The organism is uncultured Tateyamaria sp. (genome assembly GCF_947504105.1).
GTDB lineage: Bacteria > Pseudomonadota > Alphaproteobacteria > Rhodobacterales > Rhodobacteraceae > Tateyamaria.
This window is the reverse complement of the sequence record NZ_CANNGP010000004.1, coordinates 165971-182965: the sequence shown is the minus strand read 5'-3', so window position 1 is coordinate 182965 and position 16995 is coordinate 165971. Positions and strand designations below refer to the sequence as shown.

General features: G+C 58.9%; 15 protein-coding genes and 1 pseudogene. 11 read left to right on the top strand and 5 right to left on the bottom strand.

Going from position 1 to position 16995, the window contains the following annotated elements; translation table 11 throughout:
* Window positions 1-203: 203 nt before the first annotated feature.
* From Q1A75_RS04620 to Q1A75_RS04605, 4 genes and pseudogenes are all read left to right on the top strand, one after another.
* Window positions 204-398: pseudogene (locus tag Q1A75_RS04620) on the top strand (transposase); the annotation flags it as partial.
* 317 nt (window positions 399-715) lie between these two features.
* A complete protein-coding gene (locus Q1A75_RS04615) occupies window positions 716-1954 on the top strand; it encodes a Tm-1-like ATP-binding domain-containing protein (protein ID WP_299549586.1) in 1239 nt (412 codons plus the stop codon).
* Entirely contained in the window at window positions 1951-3069 is a 1119-nt protein-coding gene (locus Q1A75_RS04610; RefSeq protein ID WP_299549583.1) for a CaiB/BaiF CoA-transferase family protein, read from the top strand. Before Q1A75_RS04615 ends, Q1A75_RS04610 begins: the two co-directional genes overlap by 4 nt.
* Window positions 3066-4241: an FAD-dependent monooxygenase gene (locus Q1A75_RS04605; protein WP_299549580.1), complete on the top strand. Its 1176-nt coding sequence runs from the start codon at window positions 3066-3068 to the stop codon at window positions 4239-4241. Before Q1A75_RS04610 ends, Q1A75_RS04605 begins: the two co-directional genes overlap by 4 nt.
* Here Q1A75_RS04605 and Q1A75_RS04600 read toward each other — a convergent pair.
* Together Q1A75_RS04600 and acs are read right to left on the bottom strand one after the other, a co-directional pair.
* Window positions 4238-5245 carry an AraC family transcriptional regulator gene (locus Q1A75_RS04600; RefSeq protein WP_299549577.1) on the bottom strand — a complete coding sequence of 336 codons (1008 nt, stop codon included), beginning with the start codon at window positions 5243-5245 and terminating at the stop codon, window positions 4238-4240. The two genes, Q1A75_RS04605 and Q1A75_RS04600, sit on opposite strands and share 4 nt — an antisense overlap.
* Window positions 5246-5333: 88 nt before the next feature.
* Window positions 5334-7286 carry an acetate--CoA ligase gene (gene acs / locus Q1A75_RS04595; RefSeq protein WP_299549574.1) on the bottom strand — a complete coding sequence of 651 codons (1953 nt, stop codon included), beginning with the start codon at window positions 7284-7286 and terminating at the stop codon, window positions 5334-5336.
* Window positions 7287-7720: 434 nt separating this feature from the next.
* On the opposite strand from acs, the gene Q1A75_RS04590 reads away from it, so the two are divergent.
* The 6 genes from Q1A75_RS04590 (at window position 7721) to Q1A75_RS04565 (ending at window position 13506) form a co-directional block, all read left to right on the top strand.
* Entirely contained in the window at window positions 7721-8737 is a 1017-nt protein-coding gene (locus tag Q1A75_RS04590; RefSeq protein WP_299549571.1) for a C4-dicarboxylate TRAP transporter substrate-binding protein, read from the top strand.
* A gap of 57 nt (window positions 8738-8794) precedes the next feature.
* On the top strand, window positions 8795-9424 hold the full coding sequence (locus Q1A75_RS04585; RefSeq protein ID WP_299549568.1) for a TRAP transporter small permease: 630 nt from the start codon (window positions 8795-8797) through the stop codon (window positions 9422-9424).
* Complete coding sequence (locus Q1A75_RS04580) at window positions 9424-10821, top strand: TRAP transporter large permease (RefSeq protein WP_299549565.1); 1398 nt, start codon at window positions 9424-9426, stop codon at window positions 10819-10821. The genes Q1A75_RS04585 and Q1A75_RS04580 overlap by 1 nt, the downstream gene beginning before the upstream one ends.
* A gap of 98 nt (window positions 10822-10919) precedes the next feature.
* Window positions 10920-11933, top strand: coding sequence for a tRNA dihydrouridine(20/20a) synthase DusA (gene dusA / locus Q1A75_RS04575; protein WP_299549562.1), 1014 nt, complete (start codon window positions 10920-10922; stop codon window positions 11931-11933).
* A gap of 29 nt (window positions 11934-11962) precedes the next feature.
* Complete coding sequence (locus Q1A75_RS04570) at window positions 11963-12784, top strand: sulfite exporter TauE/SafE family protein (protein ID WP_299549559.1); 822 nt, start codon at window positions 11963-11965, stop codon at window positions 12782-12784.
* Window positions 12781-13506, top strand: a complete 726-nt coding sequence (locus tag Q1A75_RS04565; protein WP_299549556.1) for a hypothetical protein — start codon at window positions 12781-12783, stop codon at window positions 13504-13506. The genes Q1A75_RS04570 and Q1A75_RS04565 overlap by 4 nt, the downstream gene beginning before the upstream one ends.
* Window positions 13507-13607: 101 nt before the next feature.
* Here the strand turns inward: Q1A75_RS04565 and Q1A75_RS04560 are convergent, their stop codons facing one another.
* From Q1A75_RS04560 to ccmI, 3 genes are read right to left on the bottom strand one after another with little or no spacing between them, the layout of a single operon-like run.
* Window positions 13608-13850, bottom strand: a complete 243-nt coding sequence (locus Q1A75_RS04560; RefSeq protein ID WP_299549553.1) for a DUF1289 domain-containing protein — start codon at window positions 13848-13850, stop codon at window positions 13608-13610.
* Window positions 13847-14323, bottom strand: coding sequence for a Holliday junction resolvase RuvX (ruvX, locus tag Q1A75_RS04555; RefSeq protein ID WP_299549550.1), 477 nt, complete (start codon window positions 14321-14323; stop codon window positions 13847-13849). Before ruvX ends, Q1A75_RS04560 begins: the two co-directional genes overlap by 4 nt.
* On the bottom strand, window positions 14320-15537 hold the full coding sequence (gene ccmI, locus Q1A75_RS04550) for a c-type cytochrome biogenesis protein CcmI (protein ID WP_299549547.1): 1218 nt from the start codon (window positions 15535-15537) through the stop codon (window positions 14320-14322). The genes ruvX and ccmI overlap by 4 nt, the downstream gene beginning before the upstream one ends.
* 205 nt (window positions 15538-15742) lie before the next feature.
* Here ccmI and Q1A75_RS04545 point away from each other — a divergent pair, with 205 nt between their 5' ends.
* Window positions 15743-16987, top strand: coding sequence for a sarcosine oxidase subunit beta family protein (locus Q1A75_RS04545; RefSeq protein WP_299549544.1), 1245 nt, complete (start codon window positions 15743-15745; stop codon window positions 16985-16987).
* Window positions 16988-16995 lie beyond the last annotated feature (8 nt).

Here is a 16995-nt window from a genome sequence, read left to right as displayed (position 1 = left end):
ATCTGCGTTTCATAGTCCATCCTTTCTTGGGACGGATTACTAGCACCTCAGTGGCCTGATTTCAGGGGGCTGGGTCAGTCCTGCCTAGGTTGTCGTAAACCAGGGGCACCCACTTTTGCAGCATGTGAAGTGTTACTCCGGATACCACTGCTCGCGCACCATATGCGTGCCGTAACCCCTTCGGACAGGTCTTTGACCCACCCAAGACGGCTAACATCGAACCAGAGAGCCCTTGGGGGAACCGGTGCTGTGAAAGCTTCAATGGCCGATTCAAGGATGAACCGCTCAATGGTGAGATCTTTTGCAGCTTGCGCGAAGCGCAAATTCTGATCGAGCAATGGAGGAGACACTACAACACCAAACGCCCCCACAGCGCTATGGGCTACCGCCCGCCATAACCTGAAATCATCATCCCGATAGATCAAGGGCCGGCGGTACACTAACAAGCAACTTGGATCAGTCAGATGAGGCTGCTCATTGAAGCATTCCACGACTTGAGCAAGCCAGCTGTAATTGCTGTTGTCCTTATCAATAAAAGTTACCGAATTCCGCCTCTCTGTCAGGGTAATGTAGCATTGAGAAGATGCCAGTTATCCCTCTCCAGTGCCTCATTTTCGTTTGTCTCAGGTTCGGTGTTGTTTGCCTACGCCGCTTTTGCGGTTTCGCCGTTTCGTCGCCTGTGATTGCATGCAATGGCAAAACGGGGGATGTGCCCATGGTGGACAAGACGATTTTAGTTGTCGGGACCTATGACACCAAGAACGATGAATTGACCTATATGGCAGAACGTATCATCGCGATGGGTGGCGGCGTACTTGCTATGGACATTTCAGTGTTGGGCGATCCCGAGCGGCCGGTCGATATCTCGAAAACCGATGTGGCAGAAGCTGCAGGTACCACAATTCAGGCTGTGATCGACAGTGGCGATGAAAACGCGGCCATGCAGATGATGGCGCAGGGGGCGAGTATACTTGCGCAGTCGCTGCTGGACCAGGGCCGATTTGATGGGGTGGTGGTCTTGGGCGGTTCCATGGGCACGGATGCGGCTCTGGATATATGCCAGGCTCTGCCGTTGGGGGTCCCTAAATATGTTGTCTCCACGGTCAGCTTCTCGCCCATTATTCCAACGGACCGTCTGTCAGCAGACATTCAAATGATCCTTTGGGCGGGGGGACTTTATGGCCTGAACTCGGTTTGCAAGGCATCGCTGAGCCAGGCGGCGGGGGCGGTTTTAGGCGCTGCGCGGGCGGTCGAATCCCCGACAGCGGATCGCCCAATGGTTGGCATGACATCGCTTGGCTCTTCATGTCTGCGTTATATGAAACGCTTGAAGCCTGAACTGGAAACGCGCGGATACGAAGTTGCGATCTTTCACGCCACCGGGATGGGCGGCATGGCGTTCGAAAGTATCGCGCGCGAGGGCGGTTTTGTGTGCGTTATGGATTTCGCCCTGTCCGAGCTGGGTAACTTGATGGCGGGATCTGTGGTGAATGGCGGCCAGGATCGCATGCTGAATGCAGGACGTGCGGGTATTCCGCAGATAGTCGCCCCGGGGTGCCTTGATCTGATTGACTTTGCCGGTTGGCAAGAAATCCCTGAGCAGTACCGTGATCGTCCCTTCCATGCACACAACCGGTTGATCAAATGCTCCGCCTTCAATGCCGATGAGCGCCGCGCGACGGCTCGCGAAATTGCAAAACGGCTTAAGGCCAGTGACACACCTGCCCATGTCATCCTGCCCTCAGGCGGGATTGAGGAATGGGATCGTCCGGGCCAGCCAGCGCACGACCCCGAGGGTCTGGCCGCCTTTTGTGATGAGATGCGCGCTGTGATCACAGAGCCGCTTGGATTTACCGAAATCACGGCGCATATCAATGATGACGCATTTGCCGATGCGGCTCTGGCTGTGTTTGACGGGTGGGTCGCCGATGGCACAATCGAGGCGTGCAGATGACCGGGCCGTTGTTCGGGTTGAAGGTGATCGAGTTTGCCGGACTTGGTCCGGCCCCGCTGGTGGGGCAGCTTTTGGCGGATATGGGGGCCGAGGTCGTCGTGATTGACCGCGTATCTGGTCCTGCTGATCGGCACGATGTGAATCGACGTGGCAAACGGTCCGTGGCTTTGAACCTTAAATCTGTCGTTGGGCGTGCAGTAGCAAAGGATCTCTTAGGACAGGCCGACATCCTGATCGAGGGCTTCCGTCCGGGTGTGATGGAGCGTCTTGGTTTGGGGCCAGACGAAATGCCAGACACGCTGATCTACGGGCGCATGACAGGATGGGGGCAGGATGGGCCGCTGGCCCAAACCGCGGGTCATGATCTGACTTACCTGGCTCAAACAGGTGTTCTGAGTCTGATGGCAACGGCTGATACGCCGCCGCGCCCTCCTTTGAACATGATCGCGGATTATGGTGGGGGTGCGATGTTTCTTGTCTTTGGAGTGCTGTCGGCCGTGATCGCGCGGGGGCGGACGGGGAAAGGTCAGGTGGTCGATGCCGCCATGGTCGATGGCGTTCCGGCTATGATGGGGCTGTTGCACGGGTTCATGGCAAATGGGTTCTGGACGGATCAGCCCGGTCAGAACTGGTTGGATGGGGGCGCACCGTTCTATCGCTGCTACCGTTGCGCGGATGGTCGCGATGTGGCTGTCGCCGCTTTGGAGCCTCAGTTCTATGCAGCATTGCTTGACGGACTGGATTTGGAGCTGGCCAGTCTGCCGGATCAGAGTGATCGAAGCGGTTGGCCGATGCTGGTGGATACCTTTTCCAAAGTGTTCGCACGCCGTCCGCGTGATGCGTGGGCCAAGGTGTTCGACGGAACGGACGCATGCGTTGCCCCTGTACTCTCGATGGCGGAAGCGCAGCGGGATCCGCACATGGCTGATCGCGGAACTTACGTTTCGGTGGGTGATGTATGGCAGGCGGCACCGGCCCCTCGTTTCAGCGATAGCGCGCCCCGTGACCCGACCGCTCCAACCGCACCCGGTAAAGATGCCGAGGCGATACTGTCTGACCTTGGCTACGATACTGCGCACATTGTGGCGCTCCGGGCCGACGGAGTGCTGACATGAGAGCATTGATCGCTGGCGGTGGAATAGGGGGCCTGTCCACTGCCATTGCACTGCGTCTGCGGGGGTGGGATGTGTCCGTGTTCGAGCAGGCTCCCGCGTTGACCGAAATGGGCGCTGGGCTGCAGATTTCTCCCAACGGTTGGCATGTGCTTGAAGCGCTGGGCGTGTCGGAGCATTTGCGCCAGACACTGTTTGAACCCGACGCGATCGAGATGCGCTTGGGGGTATCGGGGCGACAGGTGTTTTCGCTGCAAATGAAAGGCTACGCCGCGCAGCGCTGGGGTGCACCATACGTACACGTTCACCGCGCCGATCTGGTCGATGCTTTGGCTGCGCGCCTCACGGAGCTCACACCTGGCGCTGTGCAAACGGGGCAAGGTGTCTCGGGTTACGATCCCGACGGTTCGATCCAGTTCGAAGATGGTAGCCGTGTCTCGGGGGATCTCGTTGTTGGGGCGGATGGTCTCCACTCTGTAGTCCGCCACCAAATGCTTGGTCCGGACAAGCCGCGCTATACTGGCAATATCGCGTGGCGCGCTGTTGTGCCGATGGACGCACTTGACCATCCGCCACCGCCTACCGCATGTGTGTGGGTCGGGGATAAGCGTCACGCCGTTACGACAAGGCTTCGAGCCGGAACGCTGGCCAACTTTGTCGGCATGGTGGAAGAGCCCGAGCCTGCGCCGGAAGGATGGCGGATTGAGGGCAGCCGGGACGATGCAATGGCCGCTTTCGCTGATTGGAATCCGACAATTGCGGGACTGATTGCAGCAGCGCCCCTGTTGAACCGTTGGGCCTTGTTTGATCGGGCGCCCTTGCCGCGCTGGCATGACGGACAGGTCACTCTGTTGGGCGATGCAGCGCATCCGATGCTGCCTTCGATGGCACAGGGGGCGGTGCAAGCGTTGGAGGATGCATGGACGCTGGCGACCGTCCTCGACAGCGCCGCGTCGGTTGAGGCTGGTTTGCAACGCTACTTTGATCAGCGCATCGACCGGACTGCTCGTATCCAGGCGGGATCCGCTGCCAATGCACGCATATTTCACAAAGCGACGCCGATCGGGAGCGTCGGGTTTTATGGACCAATGGCCCTTGGCGCACGCGTGGCGCCGGGTCTGATACACGCGCGTCAGGACTGGGTGTACCGTCATGATGTGACGCAGACGACTTAGCTGGTTCCGGCCGCACGTACTGATTGCGGGGTCTGGCCGGTCCACGTGTTGAACGCGCGGTAGAACGAGTTTGGATCGCGGTAAGCCAGGAGATAGCTGATTTCGGCCACGTTCAATTCGGTCGAAGTCAGGTATTCGCGGGCCAGGTTGGCGCGCGTGCTATCGAGGATCTGCTGAAATCGTGTGCCCTCTGCGCGCAAAAGACGTTGCAGGCTACGGGTGCTTAACCGCATGCGTCTTGCTGCTGCGTCGATTGTGGCCTCGCCCGCCGGCAGCATCTCGGACAATGCGGCGCGTAGCCGTGCCGCGATCGCCTGTTCCGAATTTTGTAGTTGCATCTGGCGCTTGAAGTTCGGTTCGAGTTGCGCCCATTGCGCCGGGTCGGCTGACAGCAGCTTGCGGTCAGCATCCTCCGGCGAGAGGGTTATGCGGTTGGCACCTCCGGTTTCGATGGGAGTGCCCAGAAACTCTTCCAGAGCTTCGTGACACGCAATGCGTTCTGGAAGCCGTGCCGACCGGGGGGTGACATGATGGCCAGTACAGGCACGTATGGCCTCGGTCAAAAATGCAAGTTCGGTTGCCGCAAATGTAGCGGGCAGGGGCAATGTCGGCTGGTTTGAAGTTTTCGTAATTTCCAGCGTTTGGTCCTGCAACCTGTTCAGGGATAAAATCAGGGGACCAGTAAGCGGTTTGAACAGGGAAAGCCGCTCAAGCCCAACCGCCACGGTTGGGCTGCAGGTAAATGCAAAAAAAGCGGGGTTGAAGGGGCCACGAGCATAGGCACGGCCCAGAAACAGCGGCGCATCGTCACGATCCGCTTCGGCGAGGATGGCGTTCCAGCCTGAAAAGTAATCGGCGGCTGTAACACCACGCCCATCGTTCTGCAGAAAGTCCGTGGGAAACCGCATCCGCCGCATGACGGCCGTCGGGTCCACGTGCAAAAGTCCGCACAATTGTTCGGTCGTGCGGGCGATCTTGTAGTAGGTGTCGTGAGTACCCGTCATAGCGACACTGTGCCGTGAATGTGGAAACCGCGCCAGATGTTTGGCGCGATTTACAAGTTGATTGGCGTGGTTTGCGGCGGTACGCCCGTCAGCCTTTGGTCATCCGGTTTTCTATCAGCTCATCGACCACTGAAGGGTCGGCCAGTGTCGATGTGTCACCCAATGCGCCAAAGTCGTCCTCTGCAATCTTGCGGAGGATGCGGCGCATGATCTTGCCCGAGCGTGTCTTGGGCAGGCCGGGTGCCCATTGGATTACATCGGGGGAGGCGATGGGACCAATCTCGGAGCGTACCCAAGTGCGCAGCTCTTTGCGTAGCTCCTCTGTCGGTTCTTCGTTATTCATCAAGGTCACATAGCAATAGATACCCTGGCCTTTAATGTCGTGGGGGTAGCCAACCACTGCGGCCTCGGCCACTTTGGCGTGAGCCACGAGCGCGCTTTCGACCTCTGCCGTGCCCATGCGGTGGCCTGAAACGTTGATGACGTCATCGACGCGGCCCGTGATCCAGTAATCGCCATCTTCGTCCCGGCGGCAACCGTCGCCGGTAAAATAGTAGCCCTTGTAGTCGGAGAAGTAGGTTTTCTCGAACCGTTCGTGATCCCCCCAGACCGTGCGCATCTGGCCAGGCCAGCTGTCAGCGATGACAAGCACGCCCTCGACCCCATTGCCCTCGATGACATCGCCGGATGTAGGTTCCAGAACCAATGGCTTGATGCCAAAGAATGGCTTCATGGCCGCCCCGGGTTTGGTCGCGTGCGCGCCGGGAAGCGGCGTCATCAGGTGTCCGCCCGTTTCTGTCTGCCACCACGTGTCCACGATGGGACAACGCCCAGCCCCAACCACGTCATTGTACCAGTTCCATGCCTCGGGGTTGATCGGTTCGCCCACAGTCCCCAGCAGTTTGAGCGAGGACAGATCGCATTTGTTGACGAAGTCATTACCCTGACCCATCAACGCGCGGATGGCGGTGGGGGCGGTGTAGAACTGCGCCACTTTATGTTTCTCGCAGACTTGCCAGAAGCGCGAGGCGTCGGGATAGGTGGGCACCCCTTCGAACATGAGCGTCGTCGCGCCATTCGCGAGTGGACCGTAGACAATGTAGCTGTGGCCGGTAACCCAACCCACATCCGCGGTGCACCAGTAGATGTCGCCATCCTTGTAGTCGAACGTGATCTCGTGCGTCAGCGAGGCATAGACAAGGTAGCCACCCGTTGTATGCACAACCCCTTTGGGCTGGCCGGTGGAGCCGGAGGTGTAGAGAATAAAAAGCGGGTCTTCTGCACCCATTTCCTCGGGCGGGCAGTCAGTGTCTACGTTTGCCGCCTCTTCGTGCAGCCAGTGGTCCAGACCGTCGCGCCATGCGATTTGCTGGCCGGTGCGCTGGACCACAAGACAATGTGTATCGTGCATCACGTTGATCAGCGCTTGATTCACATTGTCCTTGAGGTTGGTGACACGGCCGCCGCGCGGGGCACCGTCTGAGGTGATCACCACCTTGGCATTGCAGCCGGACACGCGTGCCGCCAGCGCGTCAGGCGAGAAGCCGGCAAACACGATTGAATGGATCGCGCCGATATGCGCGCAAGCCAACATGGCATAGGCGGCTTCTGGGATCATGGGCATGTAGATGACAACCCGGTCGCCTTTGCCCACGCCCAGCCCTTTGAGCACGTTGGCCATTTTGCACGTTTCGGCGTGCAGTTCGGAATATGTGATGTGTTTGGCGTCGTCGTCGGGGCTATCGGGTTCCCAGATGATCGCGGTTTGGTTGCCACGGCTGGCGAGGTGCCGGTCAATACAGTTGGCCGACACGTTCAGGGTGCCGTCGGCATACCAATTGATCGACACGTTGCCCAAGTCATAGGATACATCTTTGACTTGGCTGTAGGGCGTCATCCAATCAACCCGCTTGCCGTGGGCGTCCCAAAAGGCTGCAGGATCATCTATCGATGCGGCATACATCTCATCATAGCGTGCCGCGTTGACGTGTGCACTGGCTGCGAGATCGGGATGTGGCGCGTGGGTCTTGGTGTCGGGCATGGTTCCTCCTGGTCTTCTTGTACTTGTCGGAGGTACGAAAAACCCCGCGCCATCCTTCATGGCAACGTGGCCGTCCGCGCAGCCTCCTCCCTTTGTGTTGATAATACGCAACGTGGACCAGAAGGAAATAAATGGGACGTTGGTTGTATGGGGCAGTATACCCGTGCCCAAAGTGGCAGAAGAGAGAGTAAATGTATTTTTTAACAAGGGCTTATGCGTCTTTTTTGTCGCTCTCACCTAAAGAACGGCGCGCCTTCGCTTTGCGTAAGGCATCTAAAAAACTCAGATAAAGCGTCTGCTGCACTGCAGCGACAGCAATTCGTTAAGAATCAAGCTGACACACACCGGGGTTACAGGCCCTTGGCAGCGTTGGATCGCCACGTTAGCTTCCACATCAAGCGGGCTGTCAGGTCCCGCATCAAGGGAGAAAAACCATGAACAAATTCGCAGTAGGCGGCATCGTTGCCGCCGTATCGTGCACATTTGCACTCGAAGCCGCCGCAACGGAATGGAACGTATCGGTCTGGGGCAAGCGCCGCGCCTTTACCGAGCATGTGGAAAAGCTGGCCGAACTGGTGTCTGAAAAGACAAACGGCGAATTCACCATGAACATCAGCTATGGTGGCCTGTCCAAGAACCGCGAGAACCTTGATGGCATTTCCATCGGCGCGTTCGAAATGGCGCAGTTCTGCGCGGGCTACCACCGCGACAAGAACCGCGTGATCACCGTCTTGGAATTGCCTTTCCTCGGGGTCGAGAACCTTGAGCAGGAAGTGGCTGTTGCGTCGGCCGTGTATCAGCACCCGGCTGCGGTTGAAGAGATGGAGCAATGGAACGCACGTCTTCTGATGACGTCACCAATGCCACAATACAATCTTGTTGGCACGGGTGACCCCAAAACAACGTTGGCCGATTTTGACGGCATGCGCGTGCGCGCGACGGGTGGATTGGGCAAAGCCTTTGAAAGCGTTGGCGGCGTGCCGACTTCTGTTACAGCAACCGAAGCCTATCAGGCGATGGAATCGGGCGTCGTGGACACCGTGGCCTTTGCCCAGCACGCGCATCTGTCGTTTGGGACGATCAACCAAGCAGACTGGTGGACGGCCAACCTGAACCCCGGCACTGTGAACTGCCCGGTAGTGGTGAACATAGATGCCTATGACAGCCTGTCGGACGAGCACAAAGCGGCGCTCGACAGCTCGGTTTCCGAGGCCTTGGATCATTATCTTTCCAATTACGCCGAGCTGCTGGAACGCTGGGACGGCGTGCTGGAAGAGAAGGGCGTACAGAAGGTTGAGATCGATGAAGCGGTCATTGCCGAGTTCCGTGCGATCGCAGCCGATCCGGCGCGTGATGCTTGGATTGCGGACATGGAAGCGCAGGGCATACCCGGTCAGGAGCTCTATGATCTGGTCGTCAAGACGCTCGCCGACGCAAAAAGCGGCAGCTGAGCCAAAACGGGGTGGGCTGATTTGGCCCGCCCCGACTCATAAAAACAGGGGGCAGGGATGGCAGGTACATCCACAGTACTGGAAGACTCCAGTGTTCTAAGTCGTTTGGATAGGGCACTTTTACCGATCGAGCGCATTATGGCTCTGCTAAGCGGAGTGGCCGCCTTTTCCCTGATGTTCCTCGCGGCCTATTCGGTCACCGGTCGAGAGTTTTTTGAAGCCCCGCTCATGGGCTATGTCGATCTGATCGAGATGTTGATGCCGCTGATCGCCATAATGGGCGTGTCTTACGTTCAGCGAAATGGCGGGCATATCCGCATGGACATCATTATCGGCGCGATGCGGGGACGTCTTTTGTGGTTGGTCGAGTTGATCATGGTCCTGTTGATCCTTGTTCTGATGATCGCACTGGTTTGGGGCGCCTGGGCCCATTTTGACCGTTCCTTCGACTGCGCGCGCCCCTTTTGCAGCCGCGACAGTTCCATTGATATTTCGCTACCGATCTGGCCATCCAAACTGTTGGTGCCCATAGCCTTTGCCGTGCTTTGTGCCCGGCTGGTTCTGCAAGCCGTAGGCTATGCCCGCGCCTTCTGGCTGAACCTTGATAGCCCGGTGGCGGTGCCGTTGATCCAAAGCGTCGCAGCCCAAGCGCGGGCTGAAGCGGAAGCACTGGACGGAGCAGATTGATGGACCCGATCACAATTGGCCTGTGGGTCACAGGTGGCATGCTTGGCCTTGTCTTTCTGGGGATGCGCGTTGCCTTTGCTGCCGGTTTGGCAGGCTTCATTGGCCTTGTCTGGCTGCGCTGGAATGGTTTTGACTATGCGCCGGAACGCTTTGGAAAGGCGCTGGAAATCAGCGTCAAGGTGGCCGGTCAGGTGCCGCATTCCAAGGTGTCGGCCCACGCGCTCAGCCTGATCCCAACGTTCATACTGATTGGGTACCTGGCCTACTATGCCAAGCTCACAACGGCATTGTTTGACGCAGCCAAGAAGTGGATCGCCTGGGTGCCCGGAGGGTTGGCCGTGTCCACCGTGTTTTCCACAGCGGGTTTTGCTGCCGTGTCGGGCGCATCAGTGGCAACCGCAGCCGTTTTCGCCCGGATCGCAATCCCCGAAATGCTCAAGATCGGCTACAACAAGCAGTTCGCCGCGGGTGTTGTGGCAGCGGGTGGCACGCTGGCTTCGCTGATACCGCCGTCGGCCATCCTTGTAATTTATGCGATCATCGTCGAACAAGATGTGGGTAAGCTACTGTTGGCGGGCTTTATCCCTGGCGCCTTTTCGGCTGTCGTCTATGCTATTTTGATCATCGGGATTGCGGTCATCTTCAAGACAGTCGGTCCGCCTGTCACCGGTTTCACGTGGAAAGAACGCCTTCTGGCCCTACCGCCCGCACTGCCGATCGTAGCGGTTGTCGTGATCATCATTTTCTTTGTTTACAACCCATTTGGTGATGCATGGGGCACCCCGACAGAAGGCGGCGCGGTCGGCGCGTTTATCGTGTTCCTTATGGCTTTGTACCGAGGCATGCGTTGGTCCGAGTTAAAGGACGCGCTTATCGAAACGGCCAAACTCACGGTGATGATCTTCACCATCATTTGGGGCGTCCTGATCTACGTCCGTTTCCTTGGTTTCGCCGATCTGCCTGGGGCATTCTCGGATTGGATCACGTCTTTGACCGTTTCACCGATGCTCATCCTGGTGTGCATACTGCTGGCCTACGCTGTGCTTGGCATGTTCATGGATGCAATCGGTATGCTGCTCTTAACACTGCCTGTGGTCTATCCGGCGGTCATGGCGTTGAACGGCGGCGAATTCGTTAGCGCCGCGGACAGCACATTTGGTATGTCGGGTCCGATGTGCGCCATCTGGTTCGGCATCCTCGTGGTCAAGATGGCAGAATTCTGTCTCATCACACCGCCCATTGGCCTAAACTGTTTTGTGGTGGCGGGCGTGCGCGATGATCTGAGTGTGCAGGATGTGTTCAAGGGCGTAACACCGTTCTTCATCGCGGATGCGATCACGATTGCGCTGCTCGTTGCCTTCCCTGCAATCGTGCTTTGGCTGCCATCGTTGGCATAGCGCAACTTCGGTCTCTGCAGTGCCTAAGGGGCGGTGCGTTGCGCGCCTGACCTTCTCCGTGCTTGGCAAAGACCAGCGCACGCCTTATGTCGCGCGCCATGGGCACACATGCTGACATCACCCGCGCTGCACGACTGTCCGTCGCCCCTATGATGGATTGGACGGACAAGCACTGCCGTTATCTGCACCGCCAGCTGAGCGGGCAGGCGCTGTTGTATACCGAGATGGTGACCGCCCCCGCGCTGGTGCGTGGTGGCGCTTTGCATTTGTTGGATCATGACCCGGCAGAGCATCCGGTCGCCTTGCAATTGGGCGGGTCCGATGCTCGTGAGTTGGCGCAGGCTGCCAGACTGGGTGCACAGGCCCGCTACGACGAGATCAACCTGAATTGTGGTTGCCCGTCAGATCGCGTGCAATCAGGCACGTTCGGCGCAGTATTGATGCGCGAGCCGGGCAGGGTGGCTGATTGTGTTGCCGCGATGCGCGACGCTGTGGATGTGCCTGTGACAGTGAAGTGTCGCATCGGCGTTGATGAGCAGGATCCGGAAGAGGTGCTGCCCGAGTTTCTATCGCGTATCGTCGCCGCTGGATGCGAACGGGTGACGATCCATGCGCGCAAGGCATGGCTCAAAGGGCTGAGCCCCAAGGAGAACAGGGATATCCCGCCGCTGGACTATGATCTGGTCCAACGGATGAAGGGCCTGTTTCCGAACCTGCACATTTCGATCAACGGTGGGATCGCTACATTGAATCAGGCCGAAGCGCTGTTGGACAGCGGGTTGGACGGTGTGATGATCGGTCGAGCAGCCTACCATCAGCCCGCCGACGCTCTCGCGCAGGCTGACAGGCGCATATTCAACACAGGAAACGACACAACTGCCGAGCAAGCCGTTGCATCAATGTTGCCGTACATTGAAGCGCACCTGACGAATGGTGGGCGTCTGCATCAGATCAGCCGTCATATGCTGGGTTTATTCGCTGGGCGCCCGGGAGCGCGCGGATGGCGCCGTGTTTTGAGCGAAGGTGCGACAAAGAACGGGGCGGGCCCTGAGCTGATTGAGGCCGCCTTGGTCCATGTCACGGCACTGGCCCCCGAAGCCAAAGCGGTGTAGCACCACGCGACCTTACGCGGGAGCTGGCGATGCCGGACACATTTCTTCTCATCCAGATGTTGATCGCGCTTGCTGTGATCGGGGCCTTCGCAGGGGTGCTGGCGGGCCTTCTGGGGGTTGGCGGTGGCATAGTGTTGGTGCCAGCCTTTTTCTATGCGTTTCAGACGCTTGGATACGGGGGGATGGACCTGATGCAGATGTGTTTGGCCACGTCGCTTGCCACGATCATCGTGACCTCTGTCCGGTCGGTTATGAGTCATAACAAGCAGGGCGCTGTGGATTGGGATATCCTGCGGAGTTGGGCACCGGGCATCGTTATTGGCGCGGTGCTTGGTATGCTTCTGGTTGCGCAATTGCGTACCACGACTCTCCAAGCAATCTTCGGTATCTTGGCCCTGATCGTCGGGCTCTACATGGGGTTTGGCCGCGCAAGCTGGCGGTTGGGGGCTGCAATGCCGACCGGTGTGGGCAGGGCAGCTTTGTCTCCCGGTATGGGGTTTCTGTCGGTCTTGATGGGAATTGGCGGTGGCAGCTTTGGCGTGCCGTTGATGAGCCTGTTTTCCGTTCCGATCCACCGTGCTGTAGCTACTGCTGCGGGCTTTGGTGTGCTGATCGCCGTGCCATCTGTAATTGGCTTTTTACTGGTTTCGGTGGATGGTCCGGTGCCGCCGTTGACAGTGGGGGCGGTGAACCTTGTCGCCTTTGCTATCATCATCGCGATGACGCTCTTCACTGCGCCTATGGGGGTAAAACTCGCCCACGCGATGGACCCCGGGCCGCTCAAGCGGGTATTTGCGGTGTTCCTTGTGTTGGTGGCTCTGAACATGCTGCGCAAGGCGCTTTGGGGATGATCGAGCAGGACGGGTTCGCGATATTTGATCACGATTCCCGAGCTGCGCGCTGGGTTGTGGCGGCGCAGGAGGCCGCGGCGGATGCCGCAGATGATTCAGAAATGAAGGCCCATAACCTACGACACGGAAACACGTGGTTCGTGGGTGTTGATGTCCTGCCAAACGAAGGTGACGGCAGCGTCGCCGGTGTGCCGCTTGTCGGGCCCTGGCAAAGCCATGTGCCCGATTTGCCACTACACGCCGCACAAGTGTCGATCATCTACCCCGGGTATCCTGCGCGCGATCCGGACCAAAGCGAGGCCAACCACCGTTTTCGGCTCGACCGCATGGCTGCGCATGTGGATGGACTGCTTCCTGAAGGGCCAGAAAAGCGGCGCTTTGCGCGTGAATTCCATGCCTACATCCTGGGGCTGCCGCTCAATGACGTGACCGCCGCTCCAACGGTTGTGTGGAAGGGCAGCCATCGGATCATGCAAGCCGCACTCAGGGATGCAATAGGCGACAAGGATCCGCAAGAAGTGGATTTGACCAACGCCTATCATGCGGCGCGGCGCGTCGTGTTTGACAGCTGTGAGGCGGTGCGGTTGCGAGCCAGCCCCGGCCAGTCTTTTCTGATCCACCGCTTTGCTTTGCATGGCACGGCGCCGTGGGATGGGGGCGTTGATGCGGGACGGATGATTGCGTTCTTTCGCCCTAATACCGGGATCCAAGGGATTGGCTGAGCGGTCTTTGATTCAGAGATGGTTGGGACGTCGATGCGACTTTCCCATTCTGGCAGCCGGTTTTTGCGCCAAAAACCAAACGGAGACCGCATCAATCCCGGTTAACGTTTAAGCCGCGCCGCACGTCCACCGCGTCGTCCCTTGGGTGCGGCCTCGCGACTGGGCAGCTCCGCCATGATGCCGCTCCGTTCTTCAGCACTCATCCGGCTCCAACCACCGATTTCGTCGATCGATCGAGCGCAGCCCGTGCACAGCCGCGTCTCGGGATGAATGACGCAGATCTGCACACAGGGACTCTCGATCTCGTTACGTTTCCATACGAGGGAACGGGGAACGTCTGTCATACCTGCCTCTTGATCGCTGCCAGTCTGTCCAGCAGTCCTTGCAAGATATAACCAGCGGCCACGTGATCAATGACCTCGGCGCGACGTTTGCGTGTCGTATCCGCCTCAAGCAGTGCTTTTTCTGCAGCCACCGTGCTCAGCCGTTCATCCCAAAAGGTGATGGGGCCATCCCACAGCTTCTCAAAGTTGCGGGCAAAGGCGCGTGTCGACTGGCAACGTGGCCCCTCGGTTCCGTCCATGTTGCGGGGCAGGCCAAGGACGAGGCCGCCAACCTGGCGCTCGGCGATGATGGTTTGCAGACGCGCAGCATCAACACCGAACTTCTTACGCCGCACCGTTTCAAGTGGCGTCGCGACAGACCAGAACGTGTCTGACACGGCGACGCCAATTGTCTTGTCTCCCAGATCAAGCCCAATGAGTGCCTGCATGGGGTGGAGCGCCGCCAGAAACGCGTCAGTGTCGTCGGTGATCATTCAAGCCCCACGCGGTCGGCGGTGCGGCTCAGGATGTCAGCGGCGCGAGGGTCGTCACCAAAAACCTCGCGGGCATTGATCAGGATTGCGCTTGCCTGATCCATCTGGCCCAGAACCCCCAACGCGGAAATCAATTGCGCCCAGTCTTCCACGGGGCCGCCTTCTGTGGCGAGGCGGTCCGACAAGCCAGCGACCATACCCTGGATCATCTCCATTCGTTCGGCTGGGCTTAGTCCCTGTGCCGCTTCGATCTGATCTGCCGACGGCCCGCGCCCCGTGCCGATCGCTGGCATGGCGTAGTTTACACCGGCACGGAATGCCATTTCCTCGATCTGAGAGGACACGGGTGCAATCCACGGCGCATTGGCAGGACCTTCGCGCAACAACTGGTCCCAAATGCGCAATGCCGTGTCTGGCCGCCCTGTCTGAGACATCATCAGCCCATAGTAGTAGCGCGCGGGCCCGTCAGCTGCGTTCATCGCGAGTGTGCGTTCGAGGATGTTTTCCGCCTCGGGCGATACATACCCACCGGCCGCAAGGATCATCAGGTCGGCGTATTCCGAGAAGTCGGTCGCGGTCGCCTCATCCCCTTTGAGCGCCACGGCCTGGGCCTTGGCAGCATGTGCTGCTGCGTAGTTGCCAAGGCGTCCTTCTGCCCGGCTTAGCAATTCATGCCCTTGAATGTCGTCTGGACGGGTGACAACCGCTTGCCGCAGCCGTTCGACAAGGACCACGTAGTCAGGGTCGGCATCGGATGGAGCGGTTTGCTTGCCGAGACTGGCCTCAGCGGTTTGCTGGCTTGGGCGTTCTTCGCGCAGGATCTGTGCAGCCTCGATCCGGTTGGCAAGGGCGAGATCGCCGTATCCCGGCGCGCCCAGCTGCGTGTAGATCGCGTAAGATCCAACGATGATCACAGCGAGAGTAAGGCCAAGGACCATCAAGCCCCCCGAGCTTCTGGCGCTTTGTTCATGTTTTTGAAGGGCCGCATCGGCCGCCAGGATGCGGCGTGACACTTCCGTGCGGGCCCGATCTGCATCCGCTTCGGACACAACACCACGCGCTAGATCCCTGTCAACTTCCCGCAGCTGGTCCCGATACACATCCAGATCGTATGCCGCCGGTGGTCGGTCGCCAACTGATCCACGCAACATCGCGCGGGCCAACGTCGCCAGCACCGCAAGCGTCAACAAGGCCGTGATTGTCCAAAATACCATGCGCACCACATCAATTCGTTCGTGATCATGTAACCCCTGCGCTGGACCAGCAAAAGGGTCGATGGCGCACCCGTGATGTCGCAGGTCGGGACATGTGTCGCAAATCCGTCAAAAAACGCCGCCAGCGCGGCCCCTTTTTATGGATACAAAGGCGATTAAAACCGCACGTACATGCATTGTGATTCCACGGTCCGGACGGCTGCCCATGAAACGATACTCTGCTTTTGCCATCGCCCGAGAGGCCGCCCGCTATCACACCGGGTGGGAACGCGCATGGCGCGCGCCCGAGCCGAAGAAGAAGTATGACGCGATCATTGTTGGGGCAGGTGGGCACGGGCTGGCCACAGCCTACTACCTAGGCAAGAATTTCGGTATCACGAATGTCGCCATTCTGGAAAAGGGCTGGCTTGGAGGCGGCAATACAGGGCGGAACACCACGATCATTCGCTCGAACTACCTGCAGGACCCATCGGCTGCGATCTATGAAAAGGCGCGCAGCCTTTACGAGACGATGAGTCAGGACCTGAACTACAACGTCATGTTCAGTCCGCGCGGTGTCATCATGCTGGCGCAGACCCATCATGAGGTTCGCGGGTACCAGCGCACGGCACACGCCAATGCGCTGCAAGGCGTGACTACCGAGTTCATCGGCCCGGAGAAGGTCAAGGAACTGGTGCCGATCATCCATTTGGAAGGTCCGCGTTACCCCGTCCTCGGTGGCCTTTGGCAGGCCCGTGGTGGCACGGCCCGCCACGATGCAGTGGCGTGGGGCTATGCCCGTGCTTGTTCTGACATGGGTATGGATGTCATCCAGAAATGCGAAGTGACGGCAATCCGGCGCGAGGGTGACAAGGTTGTCGGTGTCGATACCTCGAAGGGGGCCATCGATTGCGACAAGCTGGGTATCGTTGTGGCGGGACATTCGGGCCATCTGGCCGATATGGCGGGGTTCCGTCTGCCCATCGAATCCGTGGCACTTCAGGCTTTGGTATCCGAACCGATCAAACCCTGCATGGACGTGGTGGTCATGGCAAACACAGTCCATGGCTACATGAGCCAGTCTGACAAGGGTGAGATGGTGATTGGTGGCGGTACCGACGGTTACAATAACTACACCCAGCGCGGGTCGTTCCATCATATCGAGGAAACGGTGCGAGCGCTGATCGAAACATTCCCAATGATTTCACGCCTCAAGATGTTGCGCCAATGGGGCGGCATCGTGGATGTGACAGGCGACCGTTCTCCGATCCTGTCGACAACGCCTGTCGATGGCGTTTTCATCAATTGCGGTTGGGGCACAGGCGGGTTCAAGGCGATTCCGGGGTCAGGCTGGGCCATGGCCGAGCTGATGGCTAAGGGGCGGTCACCGCTCACGGATGAATTCGGGTTGAACCGGTTCGGTGAGGGTCGGTTTATCGATGAAAGCGTGGCTGCTGGGGTTGCGCACTGATGACAAGT